The 18604-nt window shown below is 51.0% G+C and carries 22 protein-coding genes and 2 tRNA genes; 4 read left to right on the top strand and 20 right to left on the bottom strand.

Going from position 1 to position 18604, the window contains the following annotated elements:
• The first annotated feature begins 315 nt into the window (after positions 1–315).
• On the top strand, positions 316–645 hold the full coding sequence (locus EKM99_RS04510; RefSeq protein WP_125581378.1) for a hypothetical protein: 330 nt from the start codon (positions 316–318) through the stop codon (positions 643–645).
• 448 nt (positions 646–1093) lie between these two features.
• Here the strand turns inward: EKM99_RS04510 and EKM99_RS04515 are convergent, their stop codons facing one another.
• Together EKM99_RS04515 and EKM99_RS04520 are read right to left on the bottom strand one after the other, a co-directional pair.
• Positions 1094–1300, bottom strand: a complete 207-nt coding sequence (locus tag EKM99_RS04515; protein WP_125581380.1) for a hypothetical protein — start codon at positions 1298–1300, stop codon at positions 1094–1096.
• A 189-nt stretch (positions 1301–1489) separates the two neighbouring features.
• Positions 1490–2614: a GGDEF domain-containing protein gene (locus EKM99_RS04520; protein ID WP_125581382.1), complete on the bottom strand. Its 1125-nt coding sequence runs from the start codon at positions 2612–2614 to the stop codon at positions 1490–1492.
• A gap of 288 nt (positions 2615–2902) precedes the next feature.
• Between EKM99_RS04520 and EKM99_RS04525 the strand changes: the two genes are divergently transcribed.
• Both EKM99_RS04525 and EKM99_RS04530 read left to right on the top strand, forming a co-directional pair.
• The gene (locus EKM99_RS04525) at positions 2903–3565 is read left to right on the top strand and encodes an EAL domain-containing protein (protein ID WP_125581384.1); all 663 of its coding nucleotides are present in this window, start codon (positions 2903–2905) and stop codon (positions 3563–3565) included.
• 168 nt (positions 3566–3733) lie between these two features.
• The gene (locus EKM99_RS04530; RefSeq protein WP_164511517.1) at positions 3734–4801 is read left to right on the top strand and encodes a DUF805 domain-containing protein; all 1068 of its coding nucleotides are present in this window, start codon (positions 3734–3736) and stop codon (positions 4799–4801) included.
• Positions 4802–5183: 382 nt separating this feature from the next.
• On the opposite strand, the gene EKM99_RS04535 is transcribed toward EKM99_RS04530, so the two are convergent.
• A tRNA-Gln gene (locus tag EKM99_RS04535) sits at positions 5184–5255 on the bottom strand.
• Between the two features lie 180 nt (positions 5256–5435).
• On the opposite strand from EKM99_RS04535, the gene EKM99_RS04540 reads away from it, so the two are divergent.
• A tRNA-Glu gene (locus EKM99_RS04540) sits at positions 5436–5508 on the top strand.
• Positions 5509–5628: 120 nt separating this feature from the next.
• On the opposite strand, the gene EKM99_RS04545 is transcribed toward EKM99_RS04540, so the two are convergent.
• The 17 genes from EKM99_RS04545 to EKM99_RS04625 all read right to left on the bottom strand — a co-directional run bounded on the left by EKM99_RS04545 (position 5629) and on the right by EKM99_RS04625 (position 18602).
• Positions 5629–6087 carry a EutP/PduV family microcompartment system protein gene (locus EKM99_RS04545; RefSeq protein WP_125581388.1) on the bottom strand — a complete coding sequence of 153 codons (459 nt, stop codon included), beginning with the start codon at positions 6085–6087 and terminating at the stop codon, positions 5629–5631.
• 25 nt (positions 6088–6112) lie between these two features.
• Positions 6113–6964 carry an ethanolamine utilization protein EutJ gene (gene eutJ / locus EKM99_RS04550; RefSeq protein WP_125581390.1) on the bottom strand — a complete coding sequence of 284 codons (852 nt, stop codon included), beginning with the start codon at positions 6962–6964 and terminating at the stop codon, positions 6113–6115.
• Between the two features lie 24 nt (positions 6965–6988).
• Complete coding sequence (locus EKM99_RS04555) at positions 6989–7819, bottom strand: NAD(P)H-dependent oxidoreductase (protein ID WP_164511518.1); 831 nt, start codon at positions 7817–7819, stop codon at positions 6989–6991.
• Between the two features lie 148 nt (positions 7820–7967).
• Complete coding sequence (locus EKM99_RS04560; protein WP_125581394.1) at positions 7968–8768, bottom strand: tyrosine-protein phosphatase; 801 nt, start codon at positions 8766–8768, stop codon at positions 7968–7970.
• 13 nt (positions 8769–8781) lie between these two features.
• A complete protein-coding gene (locus tag EKM99_RS04565) occupies positions 8782–9126 on the bottom strand; it encodes a BMC domain-containing protein (RefSeq protein ID WP_125581396.1) in 345 nt (114 codons plus the stop codon).
• Positions 9127–9141: 15 nt separating this feature from the next.
• A complete protein-coding gene (locus tag EKM99_RS04570) occupies positions 9142–10323 on the bottom strand; it encodes an acetate/propionate family kinase (protein ID WP_125581398.1) in 1182 nt (393 codons plus the stop codon).
• 29 nt (positions 10324–10352) lie between these two features.
• A complete protein-coding gene (locus tag EKM99_RS04575; protein WP_125581400.1) occupies positions 10353–11474 on the bottom strand; it encodes a 1-propanol dehydrogenase PduQ in 1122 nt (373 codons plus the stop codon).
• Between the two features lie 3 nt (positions 11475–11477).
• Positions 11478–12926 carry an aldehyde dehydrogenase family protein gene (locus EKM99_RS04580; protein ID WP_125581484.1) on the bottom strand — a complete coding sequence of 483 codons (1449 nt, stop codon included), beginning with the start codon at positions 12924–12926 and terminating at the stop codon, positions 11478–11480.
• A gap of 7 nt (positions 12927–12933) precedes the next feature.
• Positions 12934–13404 (bottom strand): GlcG/HbpS family heme-binding protein, encoded by a 471-nt coding sequence (locus tag EKM99_RS04585; protein ID WP_125581486.1) that lies wholly within the window; start codon positions 13402–13404, stop codon positions 12934–12936.
• On the bottom strand, positions 13404–13988 hold the full coding sequence (locus tag EKM99_RS04590) for a cob(I)yrinic acid a,c-diamide adenosyltransferase (protein WP_125581402.1): 585 nt from the start codon (positions 13986–13988) through the stop codon (positions 13404–13406). Before EKM99_RS04590 ends, EKM99_RS04585 begins: the two co-directional genes overlap by 1 nt.
• A gap of 18 nt (positions 13989–14006) precedes the next feature.
• Positions 14007–14270, bottom strand: a complete 264-nt coding sequence (locus EKM99_RS04595) for a EutN/CcmL family microcompartment protein (RefSeq protein ID WP_318531058.1) — start codon at positions 14268–14270, stop codon at positions 14007–14009.
• Positions 14258–14761, bottom strand: a complete 504-nt coding sequence (gene pduM / locus EKM99_RS04600; RefSeq protein WP_125581406.1) for a PduM family microcompartment protein — start codon at positions 14759–14761, stop codon at positions 14258–14260. The genes EKM99_RS04595 and pduM overlap by 13 nt, the downstream gene beginning before the upstream one ends.
• Before the next feature lie 22 nt (positions 14762–14783).
• The gene (locus EKM99_RS04605) at positions 14784–15443 is read right to left on the bottom strand and encodes a phosphate propanoyltransferase (protein ID WP_125581408.1); all 660 of its coding nucleotides are present in this window, start codon (positions 15441–15443) and stop codon (positions 14784–14786) included.
• A 24-nt stretch (positions 15444–15467) separates the two neighbouring features.
• The gene (locus EKM99_RS04610; protein WP_125581410.1) at positions 15468–15743 is read right to left on the bottom strand and encodes a BMC domain-containing protein; all 276 of its coding nucleotides are present in this window, start codon (positions 15741–15743) and stop codon (positions 15468–15470) included.
• 40 nt (positions 15744–15783) lie between these two features.
• Complete coding sequence (locus EKM99_RS04615; protein WP_125581412.1) at positions 15784–16392, bottom strand: BMC domain-containing protein; 609 nt, start codon at positions 16390–16392, stop codon at positions 15784–15786.
• The gene (locus tag EKM99_RS04620) at positions 16393–16767 is read right to left on the bottom strand and encodes a glycerol dehydratase reactivase beta/small subunit family protein (RefSeq protein ID WP_125581414.1); all 375 of its coding nucleotides are present in this window, start codon (positions 16765–16767) and stop codon (positions 16393–16395) included.
• Positions 16764–18602: a diol dehydratase reactivase subunit alpha gene (locus tag EKM99_RS04625; protein WP_125581416.1), complete on the bottom strand. Its 1839-nt coding sequence runs from the start codon at positions 18600–18602 to the stop codon at positions 16764–16766. Before EKM99_RS04625 ends, EKM99_RS04620 begins: the two co-directional genes overlap by 4 nt.
• Positions 18603–18604 lie beyond the last annotated feature (2 nt).

Raw genomic sequence — 18604 nt, forward strand, 5'->3', positions numbered from 1 at the left:
CAATAAAGGATTCTCGCAATTATTTATCTGCACTCAGGGGCTGGCCGACAAACGTCCTAACCCTTTCGATTGGCAGTGAAATACAAGCCATTTTGCCAACAATCCACCGCAATTGTCCCGTTCACCGAAAAAATTATGATTTAAAAATTCAGCAATAATTGTATCCGTTTCCAATCCAGCAACACCAAACTTTAGCAGATTTTCAGGAGCCATCCTTAACCGCCAAATCCGGAAAGAACCCACTAGTATCAAGCCTCTTAAGCTGGTAAACTACAAAAGATTTGTTACAATGGGGTCACCGAAGGGAGCATAAACATGGCGAGTAATTCAGATTCAATCTATAATGTCCTAACCTTTATCCACCGGCACCAAGACAAGGTGCGCTTTATCTCGCAGCGCAATAGCAACGTCATCGCCATCGGCGTCCCCGACACGGTCCCCGTTGCCAATCCGGAACTGTACTTTCCGGTTGGCCACTTGCTGGTTAACCGCATGGATGACGACTTCCTGGCAATGAACGGTGATCTGCTCAACGATTTCTTCGAAAGAACGCAAAGTTCCAAACTAGACTATCGTGAGGTCTGGATCACCACCAGCCACATCCCCGCCGAACAGGCGTACCTGGTAGAGCTGTCATTCGAGTAAGCCACGCAGTGAAATTATTTTTAACTGGGTTAACCAACCTAAAATCATCAATAGTAAAGGCCCGAGACGCGTTGTCTCGGACCTTTTTCGTTAACGCAAAATTAAATTAATTGAGGTAGAAACTATCGATGATGCCATCACCAATACAAGGATTGAACTGAAGGAACAGCCCGCGGAGATATCCGCCGCGTCCAGTGAGTACTGATAATGCAGCTGAACGCGCTCAGCTAGCAGCCAACAGTAGCGTAGCCGGAGGCAGTCAGTAATCGGCAGCTGTGTCGGTGGCGTTGGCTGGGGTTCTTCCCAGCCTACACCACGGGGCGTCTTTGGAAACTCGCCGCACTTTGCGAGCTTTCAAAGCGAGCCGGAAGACCGCTTCCCAGGCTGGAGGCGGTCCCCACAGCAGGTGCGTCCTGAACTGCCGCAGGCGAAGCGAAAGTCAAAGCGGCTAGCTGAAAAGAGCGTGGGAGGCCCAGAGGCCGCCGCCGATGACCAGCACCGCCACGATAAAGAACCGGAACAACGCCGCAAACGCTACCAGGACGATAGCGCCGATAATCAGCGTTCCCACCAGGCCCAACAACCAGCCGGCCATGCCGAAGACCAGTCGTAAGATGGGAAAAAGTAGTAGTAACAATAACAGTAATAAAATCACGATGATCGCTCCATTCTACCCGGGGGTTTCCCGGTTAATTGGTATTCTACACGATTTTGTGCAAGACCGCATGGATTTGATATTTAAATATTTATAAAGCGTCGCTGATTCCGGTAACGGTTAGCGCCCTTACCTACCGCAACAAAAAACGACCACCACTGACTGGGGGCCGTTTCATCGTCGAAATCGTTAACCAATGGTAATTCGGTGACGGCCAGTCTGCTTTGAGTGGTACAGATTGGCATCGACCCGTTTGTAGAAATCTAACGGGTTGTGGTCCCCTTCATTTAACACGGAAACACCGACAGAGATGGTCACCTGTAGGGTCTCCTCATTGTACGGAATTTTCAAGTTCTTTACCGCGTCAAAGGCCGCCTCCGCGACCGGTCGCGTCCGGTTAATGTCGTACCCGGGGAGCAGAATGTTGAATTCCTCGCCACCCGTTCGGTACAGAATAATTTCTGGGTTGATGGCCTTGATCGCATTGGCAACCTCGCTGGCTACCCGTTTCAAGACTTCATCCCCCGCCAAATGGCCGTAGGTATCGTTCACCCGTTTAAAATGGTCGATGTCAAACATCACCATGGCCAGGTCCTTGTTGTGCATGACACTCTCCCGGAAATGATACCCGATGGCGCGGTCATACGCCGCATAGTTCTGAACGTGTGTCAGGGCATCCCAATTTGCTGACTGGAAAAGGCGGTCTTTGATGCGGCGATCCTTGTCCTGGATTTTGAAATAGCCATACATCAAGCTTGCCAGGACCAGATAGTCCCCCATTTCAATCCAGTACGTCGTCCAAGGCAAGTGAAACCGAAATTTCACGAACAACCACAAGGCCAGACCAAAGCACGTCGCCACAGTGATGTAGCGGGTGTATGGTGCGCGCCAGAGATGGGTACTTTGTTGGTAAGAAAACATGTAGAATAGAACGAAGAGCAACGTGTAACCCCACGACAGGATTGCAGAAATGTTGCCGTTCATCAGCATGAACCCAATACCAGCCAGTAGGATCAGCCAGTTGGGAATTTTTAGTTGTAGGAAATACGCCACAAAGATCAACAGTAAGAGTTGAAAATTCGTAAACGTCCAGGACAAATGGCTGTCACGAACAATGAGTTGGAGGGCAAAAACCGAGATGACCGCACAGCTCGTTCCCAAGATAACCTGAACCCGTTTAACGTTATAGGGCTTGCTACTGGATTCGACCTTCGCCGTGACCCAGGTGAAAATTGACCAATAGAGTGTGATGATTCCTAAGACAAAGAAAATACTAGTAATGATCGGCGGCACTAGCCACATACTCCATGACATGGAATCAGTCTCCTTATGACAGTAATGAATTAACTGGTTGAGCCAGTTTACGGCTTAAGAATCAATCTAATCTACAGTATACCGCATAAATTTATTCATAACAGCCACTTGATGTAAGTTTTACATAATTAATCCATATCCTGCTATATACATTAATATATCAGGGGTTGAACGATTAGCCACTTTCGTAATCACCCCCTATTTGAATTTTCTGAGCAACCCCCTATTCTATTCCGTCAAAATAAAGTATGATAGGAGCAGACACTTTGGAAGGAGGACACATTCACCATGTACCGCTATTTTCTACAGCCGCAACTAGACGTTTCCAACAATTCGTTGATTGGGTACGAAATGCTTATTCGCCAACAAGTTGACGACAAGTGGGTCCTCCCACAAGACTTTGAGTCGATTCCCATCGACATTCAAGCCGACCTCATTCAACGGACTGCCCAAAAGTTACGTCTTAAAATTGGCTCCGTTTCGTACAATGTCAATCAAAGCCAGTTTGTTGACCCTACGATTGCCGAAGCCATTATTGCCGCGCAGCAACAGATCTATCCGGTTAACCTGGTACTCGAAGTGACGGAAGAAGAAACCGATAAAGCCGTTTCCAACGAACAGATCATTGAGCAGGTCCACTACTTCGACGATCGTGGTATCCAGCTGAGTCTGGACGACATCAGCACCGGCGTGAATACTTATGACCATTTGAAACCGATTCTGCCCTACGCTTCCGAAATTAAATTCGCTATGCAAAACTTCCGGGCAGAGAATCGGGCAGATGAAATTCCAGAACACCTTATCTTCTGGAAAAAGATTGCCAAGGAATATAAACTCCGGATGATTCTTGAAGGCGTCGAAAATCAGGAAGAAGCCGACATGGCTGACGACCTGGAACTGGACCTCCGTCAGGGATGGTTCTATGGCAAGCCCCACCTGTTTAAGCTATGATTTTATTAGTGATTTTATATTGATGATATTATTTATCTTGAAGGCTATTGAAGGTTGCTATTAGCAGCAATCTTTGATAGTCTTTTTAAATGGTTCACGTTTGAATAGCATTAGATAAATCAGCTAAATATTGGTTATTAGCAAACATTACTTTTGGAGGAAACTACTTTGCACCCATCCCACCAGCGTCATCCACTAAATTGGCTCAAGCCGCTGCGAGTTGGGGTACAGGACGCCTTTCAACTTAACTCTCGCCTAGACCGCGCGAACTTCTGGTGGCTAATCTTAGATCTCGTATTGCTGAACAGTGGCCTGCTTATCACGCTGTTGAATACGATTCTCCAGTACCCTGCATTCCGGTTTCAGCCGGCATACTTCAACCCAGCAAAAGTCCTCCTGTTATTCGTGATTTCGTTACTCACGGGCGGCACAACCATCGTTGGCTTCACGGCTACGGTGCGCCGCCTGCATGACACGAATCGTTCTGGTCATTATCTGTGGTGGCTTTTACTTCCAGGCGTTGGCCCGTGCTTGGTCCTCGTCCGCCTGTTAGCACCCAGTAAGGCTCTCACCAAATTCAGCGAGACCCACGTGTCTGGCAACCACCCCTGGCGGCACCAGGTAGCGGGCTGGCTACTACTCTTCCTAGCTACCGTTGCCTACGCTGGCTTCTTTAACGCTTTTAGCACGGCCGCATTAACCGTTCCCAACCACAATTTCGCTGCAAACGGTCATCGGCAATCAACGACCACGACCGAATACCTAGCCCTGGGCAAACACCAGATTTCCATTGCCAGCCAACAGGCCCACCCCACCACTAACCGGAACATCAGTTGGGGCCCGACTACGTTTACGATTGATCGGCTAACAGTCTATAAAACTTATGGACCATACAGTCTCCTCACCAATGACGGTCGTCGAACCATCAATGGTCTGATCAAAGTCCACATGAAAATTCATGCCGGCCGTGCGCTGACGACCTATCCCGCTCAAGGCACGCTACTGACCAATGATGGTCAACTGTTAAGGGCAGATTTATCGAACAGCGACTGGTTCGCAGGCATGCTCAATAAGGGCATCAACACCGCTGGTAACATTTACTTTTTGGTGCCCCATCTGAATAAGCCAACGGACTTAACCAAGGCCCATTTCAGTTGGACGGCCGCGAACCAGGCAATCAATGGCCAGCAGCCGATGGAAAAGCAGTTCAGTGCTGTACTTGACCTTGCGCATTAGATTCGATCCACAAAATTGCTTATAATCTGCCACCTGTGGCAGTTCTTGAACAGGACGGTACTCTAATCATCGCTGGACTGGCAACGTTGGTAGATAAAGTTATTGCCAATGTTTCATCCGCGACCGCCAACTAAAGACCAAAAAGGCCGTCAATTCAACGTTTTCACGTTTGATTGACGGCTACTATTTTGTTGATTGGATAATTGCCAATATCTCTAACGACAGTTCCCAGCCCACTAAGCCTAAAAGTGGCTGCCATTTTGGCTACGTTTTGACGACATTTCTGTAATTTTTTACGCATACCACAAAAAAACGGAATGTACTAAAAAAGCCGTCATATCAACCCCCGTGAGGTCTAATGACAGCTAATGAAAAACAATAATTGGGTATACTGGGCTCGAACCAGTAACTTACGGATTCAGAGTCCGCTGCCTTACCATTTGGCGAATACCCAATGATGGTTGTCTTGCGTCAACAACTATTTAATCTTAACTTGTTCAGCTTTTGCTGTCAACAGATTTTCAGTAAAAATCCCAACTTTTGCATAAAATCCCAATTCTGTGTAACTTCATGCAAAAAATGTTGACATTTTTTTACGAATAGCGTAAATTAGATATTGCTAGTAAAGATCATTGCCCGCTGGTCAAACTGGTTTAAGACGTCGCCCTCTCAAGGCGGAGCTACGGGTTCGAGCCCCGTGCGGGCTATAAGTGGTCCACAAACGTTGGTCAAGCAGCGTTTGTGGACCTTTTCTTTTGTCCCAAATTTGAGCAACAGAGAATTAGCAAAATTGTCAGGTCTATACCAATTGCCGCTATTAAACGACCCTAACCCGGTTGCGCACCCACTGGCGCCGTCAGCTTATTTAGTTCTTGTTCAAAATCGGCAACGCCGGCGCCGGTCACTGCAGAAAGCTGGTAGATTTGCGCAATGCCCGCCGTATTTAACTGCGCCTGAGCGTAGGCAATCTGATCAGCATTCGCCTCATCAATCTTAGAAATAATCCCAATCGTCTGAACGGGAAACATCGTAGTAAATGCGGGCGGGAACACCGCTCGCTGGTCAATCGCGCTTTGAATCGCAACGATTAGCTTGGCCCCCGTCGCCATGGTCATCAATGAGGGGTATAAGTATCGGTGCTCCACAAATTCCCCCGGCGTGTCGATAATTTCACCGCGAAATTCAACCGCCTGGGTCTTATCATAGCTGATTGGTTCATGGTGTAGGCGCTGAATCAGTGTCGTCTTCCCGCAACCAATCGCCCCCACGAACATCGCTTTTCTCATGTCAATCCAGTCCCCCTCTCACTGACTATTCGCAGTCATACATCGCAATCCCAATTGGTGTCACAAATTGTGGAAACTTGGGCTTAACCGCCGCCGTCCCCAATGCTTTACTGAAGGTGGCAATAAAGTCTTTGAAGTTAATAGCCCCACCAACCACGATGACGGGCTCCTGTGGCTGGCCCTTGGTCGCCGTCTTCGTGATGGCGGCCATTTTTTCGACAACCGGTCGAATGGTGGCGAAGACTTCCAATTCCTGTGACGGATCGCGCTTCACTTGTTCCGCCTGGTCCGTCGTCCAGTGATTGTGTCCTGCTAGAACCATGGTCATGTGTGAGCCACCGGTCGCTTCATCCGTAACGAACACCAATTTCTTTCGTTTAAAGACACTGATGCCAGTCGTGCCACCACCGATGTCAACGACGGTCCCTTCTTTCAAACGCAAGAAGCGTGCGGCCGCCGTCGGTTCATCCACCACTGCTCGACAGGTCAGCCCAACGGATTCAATGACGTTGGCAACGATCTTGGCGCTCCCCTCACCAGTTCCCGGTGGAATTGCCCCACAGGCCGTCGTCAGAGTCGTCCCGAGCACCGTTTCGGCCTGTTGCTTGAGCCGTCCTAAAATGCGTACGGAGTCCAGAAAATTAACCACCAATCCGTCACGAACGGCGTGGGCGTACTCAAACGCGCCGTACAAAATCTCATCGTTTTGATCCAGGACCACCAACACAATGGATGAGGTCCCCAGATCAACGCCCACCCGTAACGTGTCGTCCGCCGTGACCGGTCGCGTTGCCTGGTCGCCATTAACCACTTCGGCAAACGTGCTAAGTTGCTGGTCAGCTTTTTCTAGTCGGTTAATTTTCTTTGTGATCATCATCTACACCTCGTTATTCAGCATTATTTAGAGACACAGGGCCTTTTGAATCGCTGGATGTTCCTTGAAAAACCATTGCGAGTAGGAACAGCCCGCCACAATCCGCAAATGAAATAAGCGCGCCATCATGATGAGTTTGAGCATCAATTGACTGGCAAATCCTTGATGTTGCTGCGCCGGGTCAACGGTGATTGACTGAATCACTAGCAACCCCGTGCTCCACTCAAAAGTTGCCTGTGCCACTGACTGGTTGTCCTCCATGAGACAAAGTTTATCGGCACCAATTTTGAATGTCAGCGCTTCCATTTTATCAGTTGTGATCTGCTCTGCCGCGGCGGATAAGTTCATCATTGCCGACCTTAACAGCGGTAGCACCGTTTCATCCGTCAACAGCGCGTGCTCGTCAAACAACTCTTGCACACAGCTTAAATAGAGCTCTGTGGGCTGGACGGGCTGCATGCCCAGCACCAACGCCAACTGCTTCAACTGCTGACTGGCACTCAAGCCACCCAACTCACCGGTGGAAACGGAAACAATCACGACGGGCTTCTGTGCCCACAGACTGCCAGTATCAGAAACCGATGCCATATCCAACGCATTTTTCAGACATCCCGGAATCCCCCGGTTAATCTCCGGCGTCACCAGGCAGAAGCCGTCCATTCGTTGAATCTGGTCCTTAAAGTCCCGACAAGCCGCCTGCTCCTGTTCGCTTAACCGATCGCTCAATAAGGGTAAGTGATCAATCGAAATGGGCTCTACCAGCACCGTGTTGGGCACCAGTAATCCCAGGTTGCGGACCACTTTGCGGGCATACGATTCTGCACGTAGACTACCCGCTAACAAGCCAATTCGTTTCAAGAAACCCACCTCCTTTGTGCTTTAATCCTAGTGTATCATGAAATGCCGACTTACCGTGCGCCAAATTTAGACGGACGGATAAGGACTAGCCTCAGCAATACCAAAATTCCCAATAATCCAGCGCTAAAACGCCTAATCATCGGGAATTTCACGCTAAATCTGTCGTTAAGTAGAGCCGTTGTAACTGGTGGATCATAGCTTCGGATAAACCTATGTAATCCACTAGGTAGGGCTTTATCCCACCAAACTCGCCGTCAATCAAGGTCAATGCTTGGTCAAAATAATCACCGGAGACCGTCGACAAATCAAGGATCGACGATTGAAAGTTTTGGTTCATGTGGTGTCTTCGTGCATCACGAATTCGCCGCACAACGGCTGGTAGGCAAACCAGATTTGTCGCCAAATAGTCCTGCTTAATCTGTGCGATGGGCACGCCCAACACCCCCAACAATAAGAGGGTACACATACCGGTACGGTCCTTGCCAGATGTACAGTGGTAAAGAATCGTGGTTCCCGCGCCCCGCGTCGCTAACAGCTCAAAGAACCGTTTATACGCCTGCCGTGGCTGTGCACTAAGGACCAATCGCCGGTAAACCCGGAGCATGCGCCGATAACCATTCCGGGGATCATCAGCGTAATACCGATTCAGGCGTTGAATCGTCTGCGTGCTTTCAGTTTCATCGTTGTTAAAGATGGGCACGTGACAAACCTGAATCGACTGTGGCACCTTGTCCGGCGCGGTCACCCATTCAGCGTGTGAGCGCGTATCCACCACCACGGTCACGCCATAAGCCACCAATTTTCGTTGGTCCGCCAGGCTTAACTCGGCGAGATTGTCGGCTCGTAGCAAGGCATGGGTCCGAACACGTTGGCCACTGCGGGTAACGTACCCGCCAAGCTCACGGGTATTGGGGGCACCGGTCAAAGCTAACGTCCGCTGGCTCAGCATTTCGACCACCCCATTACGTCCGTGTGATGTCGGTCACATCAAAGCCCAGCAGGTCGCGGAGGGTCGTCACAACCTGACGTAAGGCCGCTTCAACCTCGGACACTTCACCCACAATGACCACTGACCCGCTGAACCGATCAATAAAGCCCAAATCAACGTTGCTAGCCTTCGTGGCAATATCCCCAGCAATGATTGACGTTTCACTGGGGGTGATGGTTAAAATTCCCAACGCATTTCGCGTCGTTTGAATCCCCAGTTTCACGTAGATATCGGGTGTCGGATTGGCAATAATGTGGGCCAGCGTTACCTGCTTACCAGGAACATACTCTTGAATTGAACGGGCAATGTCTCGAGCCATTTTATTCGCCTTCTCCTAACTGTCCAAAACTTTCTTTGTCTCCCGTGCAATCACTAATTCTTCATTGGTTGGAATGACCAAGACCTTCACGTGACTGTCCGCCGACGAAATATCCAGGTCATTATCCTCATTGGCATCGGCATCAATCTTCACGCCCAAATAGCCCAAGGCGGCACATACCCGCTCACGAATTGGTGCAGAGTGTTCACCCACGCCGGCTGTGAAGACCAAGGTTTGGAGACCGCCCAAATCGGCCGTATAGGCTGCGATGTAGGTTTGAATCTGATGGACGTACACTTGAAGTGCTAATTTAGCCCGTTCGTTGCCGTCAGCTTCTGCCTTAAGCACGTCCCGCACATCATTGGAGACGCCCGAGAGTCCCAACAGGCCCGACTTGTGATTCAATAGTTGCCGCACGTCCGCCGCACTCAAATGCTCCTTCTCTTCCAGAAATGGCAGGATGTTGGGATCGACATCCCCAGAACGCGTGCCCATCACCAACCCAGCCAGCGGCGTGAACCCCATTGACGTGTTCACGGACCGTCCGTCCTTAATGGCACAAACGCTGGCACCGTTACCTAGGTGACAGGAAATAATTTGTCGCGAAAAGTCCTGGTCGTACCGGCGATTGACCTCACTATAAATGTACTGGTGAGACTGACCGTGAAAGCCGTAGCGCCGAATGCCATATTTTTCGTAGTACGCGTATGGCAACGCATACATATAGGCCTTTGCCGGAATCGTACTGTGAAATGACGTGTCGAACACCGCCACTTCCCGGGCATTGGGAATGAGCTTTTCAAACGCCTCAATTCCCAGCAAATTCACCGGATTGTGTAAGGGTGAAACGTCTGCCAGATCGGCAATCTTCTGTTGAACCACCGGCGTAATCTCGGTCGATTGCGTATAGTCACGACCACCATGCGCTACCCGGTGGCCAATACCGACAATCTCGGACTTGTCACCGATTGCGCCACTGTCTAGCAAAGCATCTGTGACCAGTTGCACAGCTGCCGTATGGTCCTGAACATTCTGAACGGTTTGATGATGGCTGCCTTGATAATCATAAGTAAATACGGCGTCCGAATGCCCAATCCGGTCAACCAGGCCGCTGATGATCACGGTCTCGGCTGGCATGGCATACAATTTAAATTTCAGCGAGGAACTCCCCGCATTTACTGATAAAATTTTTGGCATACGTCATCTTTCCTTTATTTCCAAATTAGTTACCGAATCACTTTCTGATATACGGCTTTCAAGTCCTCATCACTTGGCACGACCGGATTTCCCACGAAGGTTGCATCCAGCTTGGCATCATCAATCACGACTTGGGTCTTGGCTTCAGCATCCTTCACTTCAACTCCGAAGGCCCGCAACGTCAGCGGACAATCCATTTGAATCATCATTTGATGAATCCGATTGCGTAAGCGTTGAATCGCTAGCCGGTCGGACAAGCCCCGTGAAGCCAGTCCCGCTTTGCGCGCGGCCTCAGCATATTTATGCATGGCGACCTCGGAGTGTTCGGCGTTATAAGTCACAACATAGGGCAACAGCATCGCGCAGGCCAAGCCGTGGGGCACGTGGAAATTAGCGCCCAATTGATGGGCCATCGCGTGACAGAAACCCAGTCCAGCATTGGTAAAGGCCATCCCGGCTGCACAAGAAATTTCATGAACCGTTTGCCGCTTCGTCACGTCATCTCCATGCTGGTAACAATCTACTAAATCATGGGTGATGACATCAATGCCCTTCTCGGCCAAGGCATCCGTGATCGTATTGGCCCCCTTGGAAACCAACGCTTCCAGCGAGTGGGTCAACACGTCCATGCCAGAATAAGCAGTCACGGCCTTCGGAGCCGTCATGACCAATTGCGGATCAAGCAGGGCCACGTTAGGCGTTAAGTATGGCTCGCTCAACGGAACCTTAGTGTGATTCTGGGTATCCGATACCACCGCAATGTTGGTGACTTCGGAGCCCGTACCACTTGTGGTTGGAATCGCCACGAAGTCTTCTAAGTGCGTGTGATTAATTTTTTCACCGAAGAAGCGAATCGCCTTCCCCGTATCAATCGCCGAACCGCCACCGATACCAATCATGACGGTTGGTTTGACCTGATTGAATTGGGCCACACCAGCCATAATACTGGTCAGTGGTGGGTCCGGCTTCACATCCGAGAACACACTCACTGTGTTGGATTGATCAAGCCGTTGTTGAATCCCGGCGAGCGTAGGTGTGTCGGGTAAAAACGAATCGCAAACCATCAAAATTTGTTTATTCTTCAGTCGCTTTAACCAATCGAGACTATCCACACCGGAAAAAATTTTCGTTGGAATTTGAAATTCTTCCATGGTCTAAGCCTCCCAGTTTCTCAGTGAAAATCCTTCAGGGCTGGTAAACCGACGACGACGCGTAAAGGTCTTGGTCGTCGTGGTCCCTTCGCCAGTTGGCGTAGCAATCGTGAAGGCCGCAGCCCCCGTGAAGTACCCGTCGTCGCCAACCCCGGTTGCGGCAAACGTTGGTCCGTTGGCCACGAAGATTGACGTGTTCATGCGGTGTGCCGCTTGGTTGATATGCGGCATATTTTCGGAGTGAATGGATGCCGTGTGATGATGGCCACCCTCGACTTCGACAGCTGTCTGCAAAACGCTCTTGAAATCTGGGCAACTGACAACTGGCAGAATTGGCATCAACATTTCCGTCGTTACTAGCGGCTGGTCCTTGGCGGCTTCAAAGATAATCACTTTCGGGTCACCGGTATACGGAATCTTCGCAGCCTTGAGAATAACCGCGGCATCCTTGCCAATGTAATCGCGACTTGGCGTTCCGTTCTCTTGAATCGTCATCTGTGTTAACGCAGCAACTTGATCGGCATCCGTGATGAGAAAGGCACCCGCGGCCTGCATTTTTTCAATCAGCGCATCCTTCACGCTAGCCTCAACGACGACTTCCTTTTCGGCCGTGCAGAGAATGTTGTTATCAAATGCACAGGAGGTAACCAAGTCATGCGCAGCGAGGTCCAAGTTCGCCGTCTGATCGACCATGGCTGGTGGATTCCCAGCACCGGCACCCACTGCCTTTTTGCCACTGATCAACGCCTGATGAACCACGTCCGGGCCACCGGTCACAGCAAGCATGGCAATGTCTGGATGTTTCATCATTTCCTGAACGGATTCGATTGAAGGTACGTCCAGGGAGACGACCATGTTTTTCATACCAGTTGCTTTTTCAACATACTTGTTCAGGTGTTCGATCATCCAGCGAGTAATGTTCTTGGCACCAGGATGGGCCCCAAAGAACAAGGTGTTCCCGCCAGAAAGCATCATGATTGAATTGTTGATCACCGTTTCGCCAGGATTGGTGCTTGGACCAACCACACCGATGACCCCAAATGGCGTGTACTCATACATGGTCATGCCACCGTCGCCCGTTTTGACTTCGGGATCCAGCAACTCAACGCCAGGCGTGTTGTACAGGGCATCCTTGAGCTTCGCTTCCTTGGCTGCTACGGTACCCATGTCCGTCTCGTCCTTAATCGCTTGGGCAATTTCCTTGAGGTGCGGACCGAAACCGTCCTTGATGGCCTGAATGACCTTTTTCCGGAAGGCAATCGGCTTATCGGCATAGATTTCCTGTGCTTGCTTTGCCGCAGCCACCGCTTCATCAACGGTTTGATAAATTCCGTTACCCAAGCCCTCGGATTGTGCCGCATCGGCAGCCGGTGCCGCGTCGGTCGTCCCTTGCTTGGCCAATTCCTCTGATAATATTCTCCTAATTGTTTGCTCTAAATCACTCGTCTGCATATCCAAGTCACGCTTCCTCTAAAAATTCCTGAACGGCTACTTCGCAGATTGCCTGGTCTTCCTCGACCAAGCCGCCACTGACACCAATGGCCCCAACGAGTTTGCCGTCAATCATCAACGGTATCCCGCCCGGAAAGGAGACCAATTTACCGTCGAGCATGGTTTCCATTTGATATAAAGGTCCCCCCGGTTGCGTCTCACGGTTAATTTGCTTGGTTGGTTCCTTCATCGCAATCGCCGACCACGCCTTCTTGGGCGCCAGTAACGAGCCGACCAAGTTGCCATTGGGCATGTGGTACAGCATCTGCACGGTCATCGTGAGATCCATGAAGCAGATGGTCACGCCAACGTGCAGGTCATCTGCCTTAGCAACCGCCGCATCAATCACCCGTTCCATCTTTTTTCGGTCAAATAGCTGAGGTGGGCTTTGTTCCGCCATCACGCCGCGGACAATTTGGCTGAGTTGTTTTGCATCCATCATTGATCACCTTCCCTGACGGCCTCAAGGTAGCGTTTGCTGACCTGTGCAACGATTGTCTGCAGGCGTTGTTCGTCGTCTTCTGACCGCGCAATGATATAGAAGAAATCTGACAAGCGGTTCACGTACCGCTCCAGCTCCGGTCGCACGGGATGGTCCTTCATAAAGGCCACCAGCAACCGTTCCGCTCGCCGACAGACTGTCCGACAGACGTGCAACTGCGCACCGGCCGTGCTGGATCCCGGTAAAATAAACTGGTCAATCTTGGGCAACTGGGCCGTCTTGTCATCAATCGCCTGTTCCAAGAACTGGACGTCTTCGGCGGTAATCAACCGGCTGTTCGCTTGAAAGGTGGTTGCGTGCTGCGAAGCCAGTTCGCCTTGGAGAAAGAACATGTGGTATTCGACCCACCGCAGAAGCTTGACGTTTTCTGGATTCTGACAAAATTTATCTGCGAGACTCACGTTGGCATTCAATTCATCAAACGTCCCGTACACGTCGACCTGCAGGGAATCCTTGGAGACCCGTTGGCCATCGTACAAACTGGTCGACCCTTTATCGCCGCCTTTGGTATAAATTGGCAAGACAACCACTCCTTCTCATCAGACATCGACGGTATCAATAATCCCGACGATTGAACAATCATTGACGTCGTTGGCCACGTTGTTGACCGTGGCGTGCCGTGCACCAGCACCACGCGCTAAGAGCACCCGCTCACCGATACCAGCACCCACCATGTCGGCCGCAACTTCCTGGGCACGCATGGCCTTGCCATCTGCATTAATCGGCTGAACAATCATTAACTTTCGTCCGACCAATGAAGAATCCTTTTGCGTTGCAACGACGCTACCAACTACTTTTGCCATATACAATCTTCATCAGTCCTTACCTGTTGCGTGATGTGCTTTTGCGCCATGGTGGTCACCGCGTCGCTCGTCAGCCGTTGCTTGGTCGAAACAATTAGAATGGCTTGATCCGGCAACGCGGCAATCTCAGAGCGGCCAATACTGGTTTGATAAAATGCGCGAATCACCCTAGTCGACCCAACTTCAAAGGTGACTGGCCAGTCCCGCAACATTTTTAACGGGATGAAATTAATCAGATTACCATTCAGCTGAAACGTAAAGTGCACATCGTAACTCATTCCTTTCAGCAACCACTTAACCCAAGGATCCTGCTCATTCACCCGATACAAGTTCACCAGCAACTCAATCGTGACGCCCTGGATGGTGATTTGCCCAAAATCAATCAAACTACGGTCACTAGGTAATGGGCCTTGGCGGGAATACGGAATCGCTTTCATTTTACGTTGCCGTTCAGCAATTCTTTTCAGAACCTCTGCAATAATACGGTCCATTCGTCGTCACCAACTTTCATGATTAAAATGTTGACGGAACCTTCGGAATGATGTGGGCTACCGTGTCGGCCTGAACGTTGGCGGCACTAGCCTCATCCGTATCCAGGTGCATCTCCAACGTAAAGTCCTTCCGCGGCCGCGCAATCACATCGTCAAAGATGGTCCGCCGGCCGTTCGAGTTGATTTCAACCGTCACGGTATCGCCGAGTTTCACGCCAAAGCGTTGCGCATCTTCTAAGCTCATGTGAATGTGGCGCTTGGCCACGATGACACCCTGGACGGTCACTTCGCCATCCTTCGTCCGGAGCTTGACCGATGGCGTGCCATCCAGGTCACCCGAGAGGCGCAGGGGCGCGTTGACTCCAAGCTTAAACGTCTCCGAATTGGCAATTTCAACCTGTGAATGGGACCGACACGGGCCGAGGACCCGCACGTGTTCCAGGCTGCCCCGGGGACCAATCACGTCACAGGTTTGTTCTGCGGCGAACTCGCCCGGTTGCTTCAACTGCTTAAACTTGGTCATTTGTTGGCCAGGAAACAGCTTGTCAAAGTCTTCCTGGGCCAAGTGAATGTGATGATTCGAAATGCCAATCGGAATGGCATTGGGATCCGCCGTCACTTCCGCGCAGGCCACCACAATTTGCCGAATTAACGACCGTAAATCATTTTCAGTTACTGCCATAAGTCATCATCCAATCTCGCTGAATCACTTGTTGCCTGGTAAAATACCTTCAACTTCTGAGTGTGGACGTGGAATGACGTAGGATGAAATAATCTCACCGACATTGCCACCGGCTTGAACACCTGCATCGACGGCGGCTTTGACGGCACCAACATCCCCACGAACCATCACGGTTACCAGTCCACTACCAATCTTTTCTTGACCAATCATTGAAACGTTAGCGGCTTTGACCATTGCATCGGCCGCTTCAATTGAGGCAACTAAGCCTTTGGTTTCAATCATTCCCAGTGCATTATTCATAATCTATTCCTCCTGATTTTTCTCTTCGGCCTCTGCCTGCCTAGCTTTCGGGCTTATCCGTTGGCTTTGGCTTAGGCGTTGCCGCTCTGTTGGTCGGTTTCCGACTGGAGCGTCGTCGACTGGCCGGCTTCTTTGCCGCGGGCTTAGCCTTGGCTGTTGGTGTAGCCTTGGTTTCTGGCTTGGCCTTCGCTGTCGGCGTGGCCTTAGTTTCTGGCTTAACCTTAACTTCCGGCTTAGCCTTCACTGGCGCCGTCTGCTTGGCCTGGACTGTCGGCACCTGAGACTCTCTGGTTGCCGGTTGGCGTTCGGCCTTTTGCGTAGTCGCCGCCTTTGGCTTGGACTGCGTCGCTTCAGCAGGCTCCTTTGCCGCTGGTTCATCCGTGAAAACGTTGGTCCGGCCCAGCTCAGTAATACCTTCAGCTGGATTGGCCAAGACTACGGTACTGACCACGTGCACGCGACTATCGGCTGTGCCGGCTTCGATTGCCGCTTCAACTGCGGCAACATCCCCCGACACGGACACGGTAATCAGACCGCCAGTGGCATTTTCAATGTTCTTGATGCCGACTGAAGCTGCCTTCAGCATGTGGTCACCCACGATAATGGCATCCGCAAGACCAATCACTTCAACGTATCCAATTGACTCCATTTAGCTCACCTGCCCTTGCAACTTAAACGGTACACCCTTGACCAACCGCGCAGCATTGGCGCCAATAATTCTTGTCGCTTCAACGGTCGTGATTGGCTGTTCAAACAACGGCTCCGTGGGTTCCAAATTCTTGTAGTGGACCACAACCTGATTGTGATCGTAGGCAACGCCTACTGAGAGGCGGGACCCCACCGCTGCATCATAAGCCCGACCCACCAGCGTTTGTGGTGAATCTGCCGTGGCTGGTACGAAACGATACGGAATCTGTTCCTCTTCAATGCCTAAGAGCATCGGCTGTAACCGCTCGGGCAGCGTCGTCCCGTCCTCCGGAAGTAAGGCAATCAGAATTGCTGGACTATCTGGGTCTTCACTCATGATTGCTGACGCCTACTTTCATCGGCATACGATAGAATCAAACCGGTGGCGACGGCGTTCCGCGGTCCTTCAATCCCCCGAACGTTCCCGCGACCCGCCACTAAGTCATAGTGGGAAAGTTCATCGGTTACGAGTCCTGGGATTTCGAAGTCAAGCGCTGACCCACCAACGATGACGACAAACGGGATATCCCGGATGTTGCCGGTCGGACTGACGTGGTGCAGTGCCCGCAAGGCGTTGGTAACAAACACCCGCTTCTTAGCCGTCTGCCGAATCAATTTAATTTTCTCGATGCTCAAATTACCTGGAACCGGTTCGTAGCCATTTGGTTTCAGCACAACGACTCTGGCAAACAACTCGGCGGGTAAGGGCTTCTCGAAGAATTGAACGGAGCCATCTTCGTGCCGCAGTTGAAAGAGGTTTTCGACCTTGGCCAGCGGATAACGTTTGATATCCTCTGCTAGGTAGATGTCCTCTAAACCCAATTCTGAGTTGATGATCATTGTGACCATATCGCCAGCACCGGCTAAATGAATCGCCACTTTCTGGTTCTGCTTGTTCACAATTGAGGCATCCGTGGAGCCCGCGCCTAAGTCGAGAATGGCGATTGGCTTAGTCGTCCCGGGCGTCGTCAACGCACCGAGAATGGCGGACTCAGCTTCAGCGCCCCCAATTTCAACGGGGATCCGCAATTCCTTTTTAATTAAATCGGCAATCAATTGCATCTGCAAATGGTCCGATTTAACCATCGCCGCAATCCCTACGGCCTGTTCCATTGAGAATTCACCAGCCAAGCCGCCCCGAACTTTGACGGGAACGGACGTGTTAACCGCCAACAAATCCTGGATGGCGATGTCTTTGTTCGTCTTCCCGGTCAAGTCGGCCATGGTCTGACGCACCTTCTCCAACATGCCCCCGACGTTCGTGCCCGATTCGCCGGCAATGTCATCGATTTGATCAAAGACGTTGATCTTGTCCATGATGCTCTGCGCACCGGTCGCCACGTTGACCTTTTGGTGACCCTTGTTGCCGGCAATGGTGATCGATCCGGCGGGGATGACCCGTGCTTTCACGTCACCCTTGGGCGTCTTGATCACCACGGCGGACCGGTTACCAATCAGGGCCCGTGAGACTGGGACAATGTTCTTCGTCTCATCGGAGGTCAACTTGAACAGCGTCGCAATCCCATAAGGGTTAGACAGCTGTGAAATGACCTGACCTTGTGGCGCAACTTCCACCGCCGCCAGCATATTGCGCGGCACCTTGTCAATCCGTGCCACTTCATCAACGATGGGAATTCTGTTCGCTAACCGATTATCAACTAGCACCCCGTCATCGCTCTGCAAAATAGCCGCCGTAATGTGATAACCACCACTGGTATAGGCGTTAATCAATTGGGCAACGTCCGCAAAGTCCATTTCCTTTGAAACAATCACAATGTACGCGCGTTCCTTGTCGGTCTGGGCACGGAGATCTAGTAAATCCACCGTGTAGCCGGAACCAGTCCCCACACCACCAGGAGTTCCCGGATTATGCCCAATCATCGTTGATTCGGTAATCACCGTTTCCGTAATGGTTTCCATGGCAACGTCGCCAATCACTGGGGTGGCCTCGTTGATCCGAATCAACGAAACGTCCGCTAAATTTGTTTTGGTCGTCTCAATCACACGGTGGATCGCATCCTTGACACCAATCAGGTTCTTCTTCGTCCCCTTGATGCCAGTCGTCGGCGCAATCCCAGAGCCTAGGAAGTGAACCTCACCGGCCGCGGTCACGTCTGCTAAAGCAACTTCAGTCGAGGAATTACCAATGTCTACACCAATTACCCGTGTCATGC

This window comes from Levilactobacillus cerevisiae (assembly GCF_003946245.1).
GTDB classification, from domain to species: Bacteria; Bacillota; Bacilli; order Lactobacillales; family Lactobacillaceae; genus Levilactobacillus; species Levilactobacillus cerevisiae.

What these genes read in the sequence shown, in the direction of transcription:
- EKM99_RS04510 (WP_125581378.1), top strand. Translation starts at nt 316, where the DNA reads ATGGCGAGTAATTCAGATTCAATCTATAATGTCCTAACCTTTATCCAC.
- EKM99_RS04520 (WP_125581382.1), bottom strand. Translation starts at nt 2,614, where the DNA reads ATGTCATGGAGTATGTGGCTAGTGCCGCCGATCATTACTAGTATTTTC.
- EKM99_RS04525 (WP_125581384.1), top strand. Translation starts at nt 2,903, where the DNA reads ATGTACCGCTATTTTCTACAGCCGCAACTAGACGTTTCCAACAATTCG.
- EKM99_RS04545 (WP_125581388.1), bottom strand. Translation starts at nt 6,087, where the DNA reads ATGAGAAAAGCGATGTTCGTGGGGGCGATTGGTTGCGGGAAGACGACA.
- eutJ (WP_125581390.1), bottom strand. Translation starts at nt 6,964, where the DNA reads ATGATGATCACAAAGAAAATTAACCGACTAGAAAAAGCTGACCAGCAA.
- EKM99_RS04560 (WP_125581394.1), bottom strand. Translation starts at nt 8,768, where the DNA reads ATGCTGAGCCAGCGGACGTTAGCTTTGACCGGTGCCCCCAATACCCGT.
- EKM99_RS04565 (WP_125581396.1), bottom strand. Translation starts at nt 9,126, where the DNA reads ATGGCTCGAGACATTGCCCGTTCAATTCAAGAGTATGTTCCTGGTAAG.
- EKM99_RS04570 (WP_125581398.1), bottom strand. Translation starts at nt 10,323, where the DNA reads ATGCCAAAAATTTTATCAGTAAATGCGGGGAGTTCCTCGCTGAAATTT.
- EKM99_RS04575 (WP_125581400.1), bottom strand. Translation starts at nt 11,474, where the DNA reads ATGGAAGAATTTCAAATTCCAACGAAAATTTTTTCCGGTGTGGATAGT.
- EKM99_RS04580 (WP_125581484.1), bottom strand. Translation starts at nt 12,926, where the DNA reads ATGCAGACGAGTGATTTAGAGCAAACAATTAGGAGAATATTATCAGAG.
- EKM99_RS04585 (WP_125581486.1), bottom strand. Translation starts at nt 13,404, where the DNA reads ATGGATGCAAAACAACTCAGCCAAATTGTCCGCGGCGTGATGGCGGAA.
- EKM99_RS04595 (WP_318531058.1), bottom strand. Translation starts at nt 14,270, where the DNA reads ATGGCAAAAGTAGTTGGTAGCGTCGTTGCAACGCAAAAGGATTCTTCA.
- pduM (WP_125581406.1), bottom strand. Translation starts at nt 14,761, where the DNA reads ATGGACCGTATTATTGCAGAGGTTCTGAAAAGAATTGCTGAACGGCAA.
- EKM99_RS04605 (WP_125581408.1), bottom strand. Translation starts at nt 15,443, where the DNA reads ATGGCAGTAACTGAAAATGATTTACGGTCGTTAATTCGGCAAATTGTG.
- EKM99_RS04610 (WP_125581410.1), bottom strand. Translation starts at nt 15,743, where the DNA reads ATGAATAATGCACTGGGAATGATTGAAACCAAAGGCTTAGTTGCCTCA.
- EKM99_RS04615 (WP_125581412.1), bottom strand. Translation starts at nt 16,392, where the DNA reads ATGGAGTCAATTGGATACGTTGAAGTGATTGGTCTTGCGGATGCCATT.
- EKM99_RS04620 (WP_125581414.1), bottom strand. Translation starts at nt 16,767, where the DNA reads ATGAGTGAAGACCCAGATAGTCCAGCAATTCTGATTGCCTTACTTCCG.
- EKM99_RS04625 (WP_125581416.1), bottom strand. Translation starts at nt 18,602, where the DNA reads ATGACACGGGTAATTGGTGTAGACATTGGTAATTCCTCGACTGAAGTT.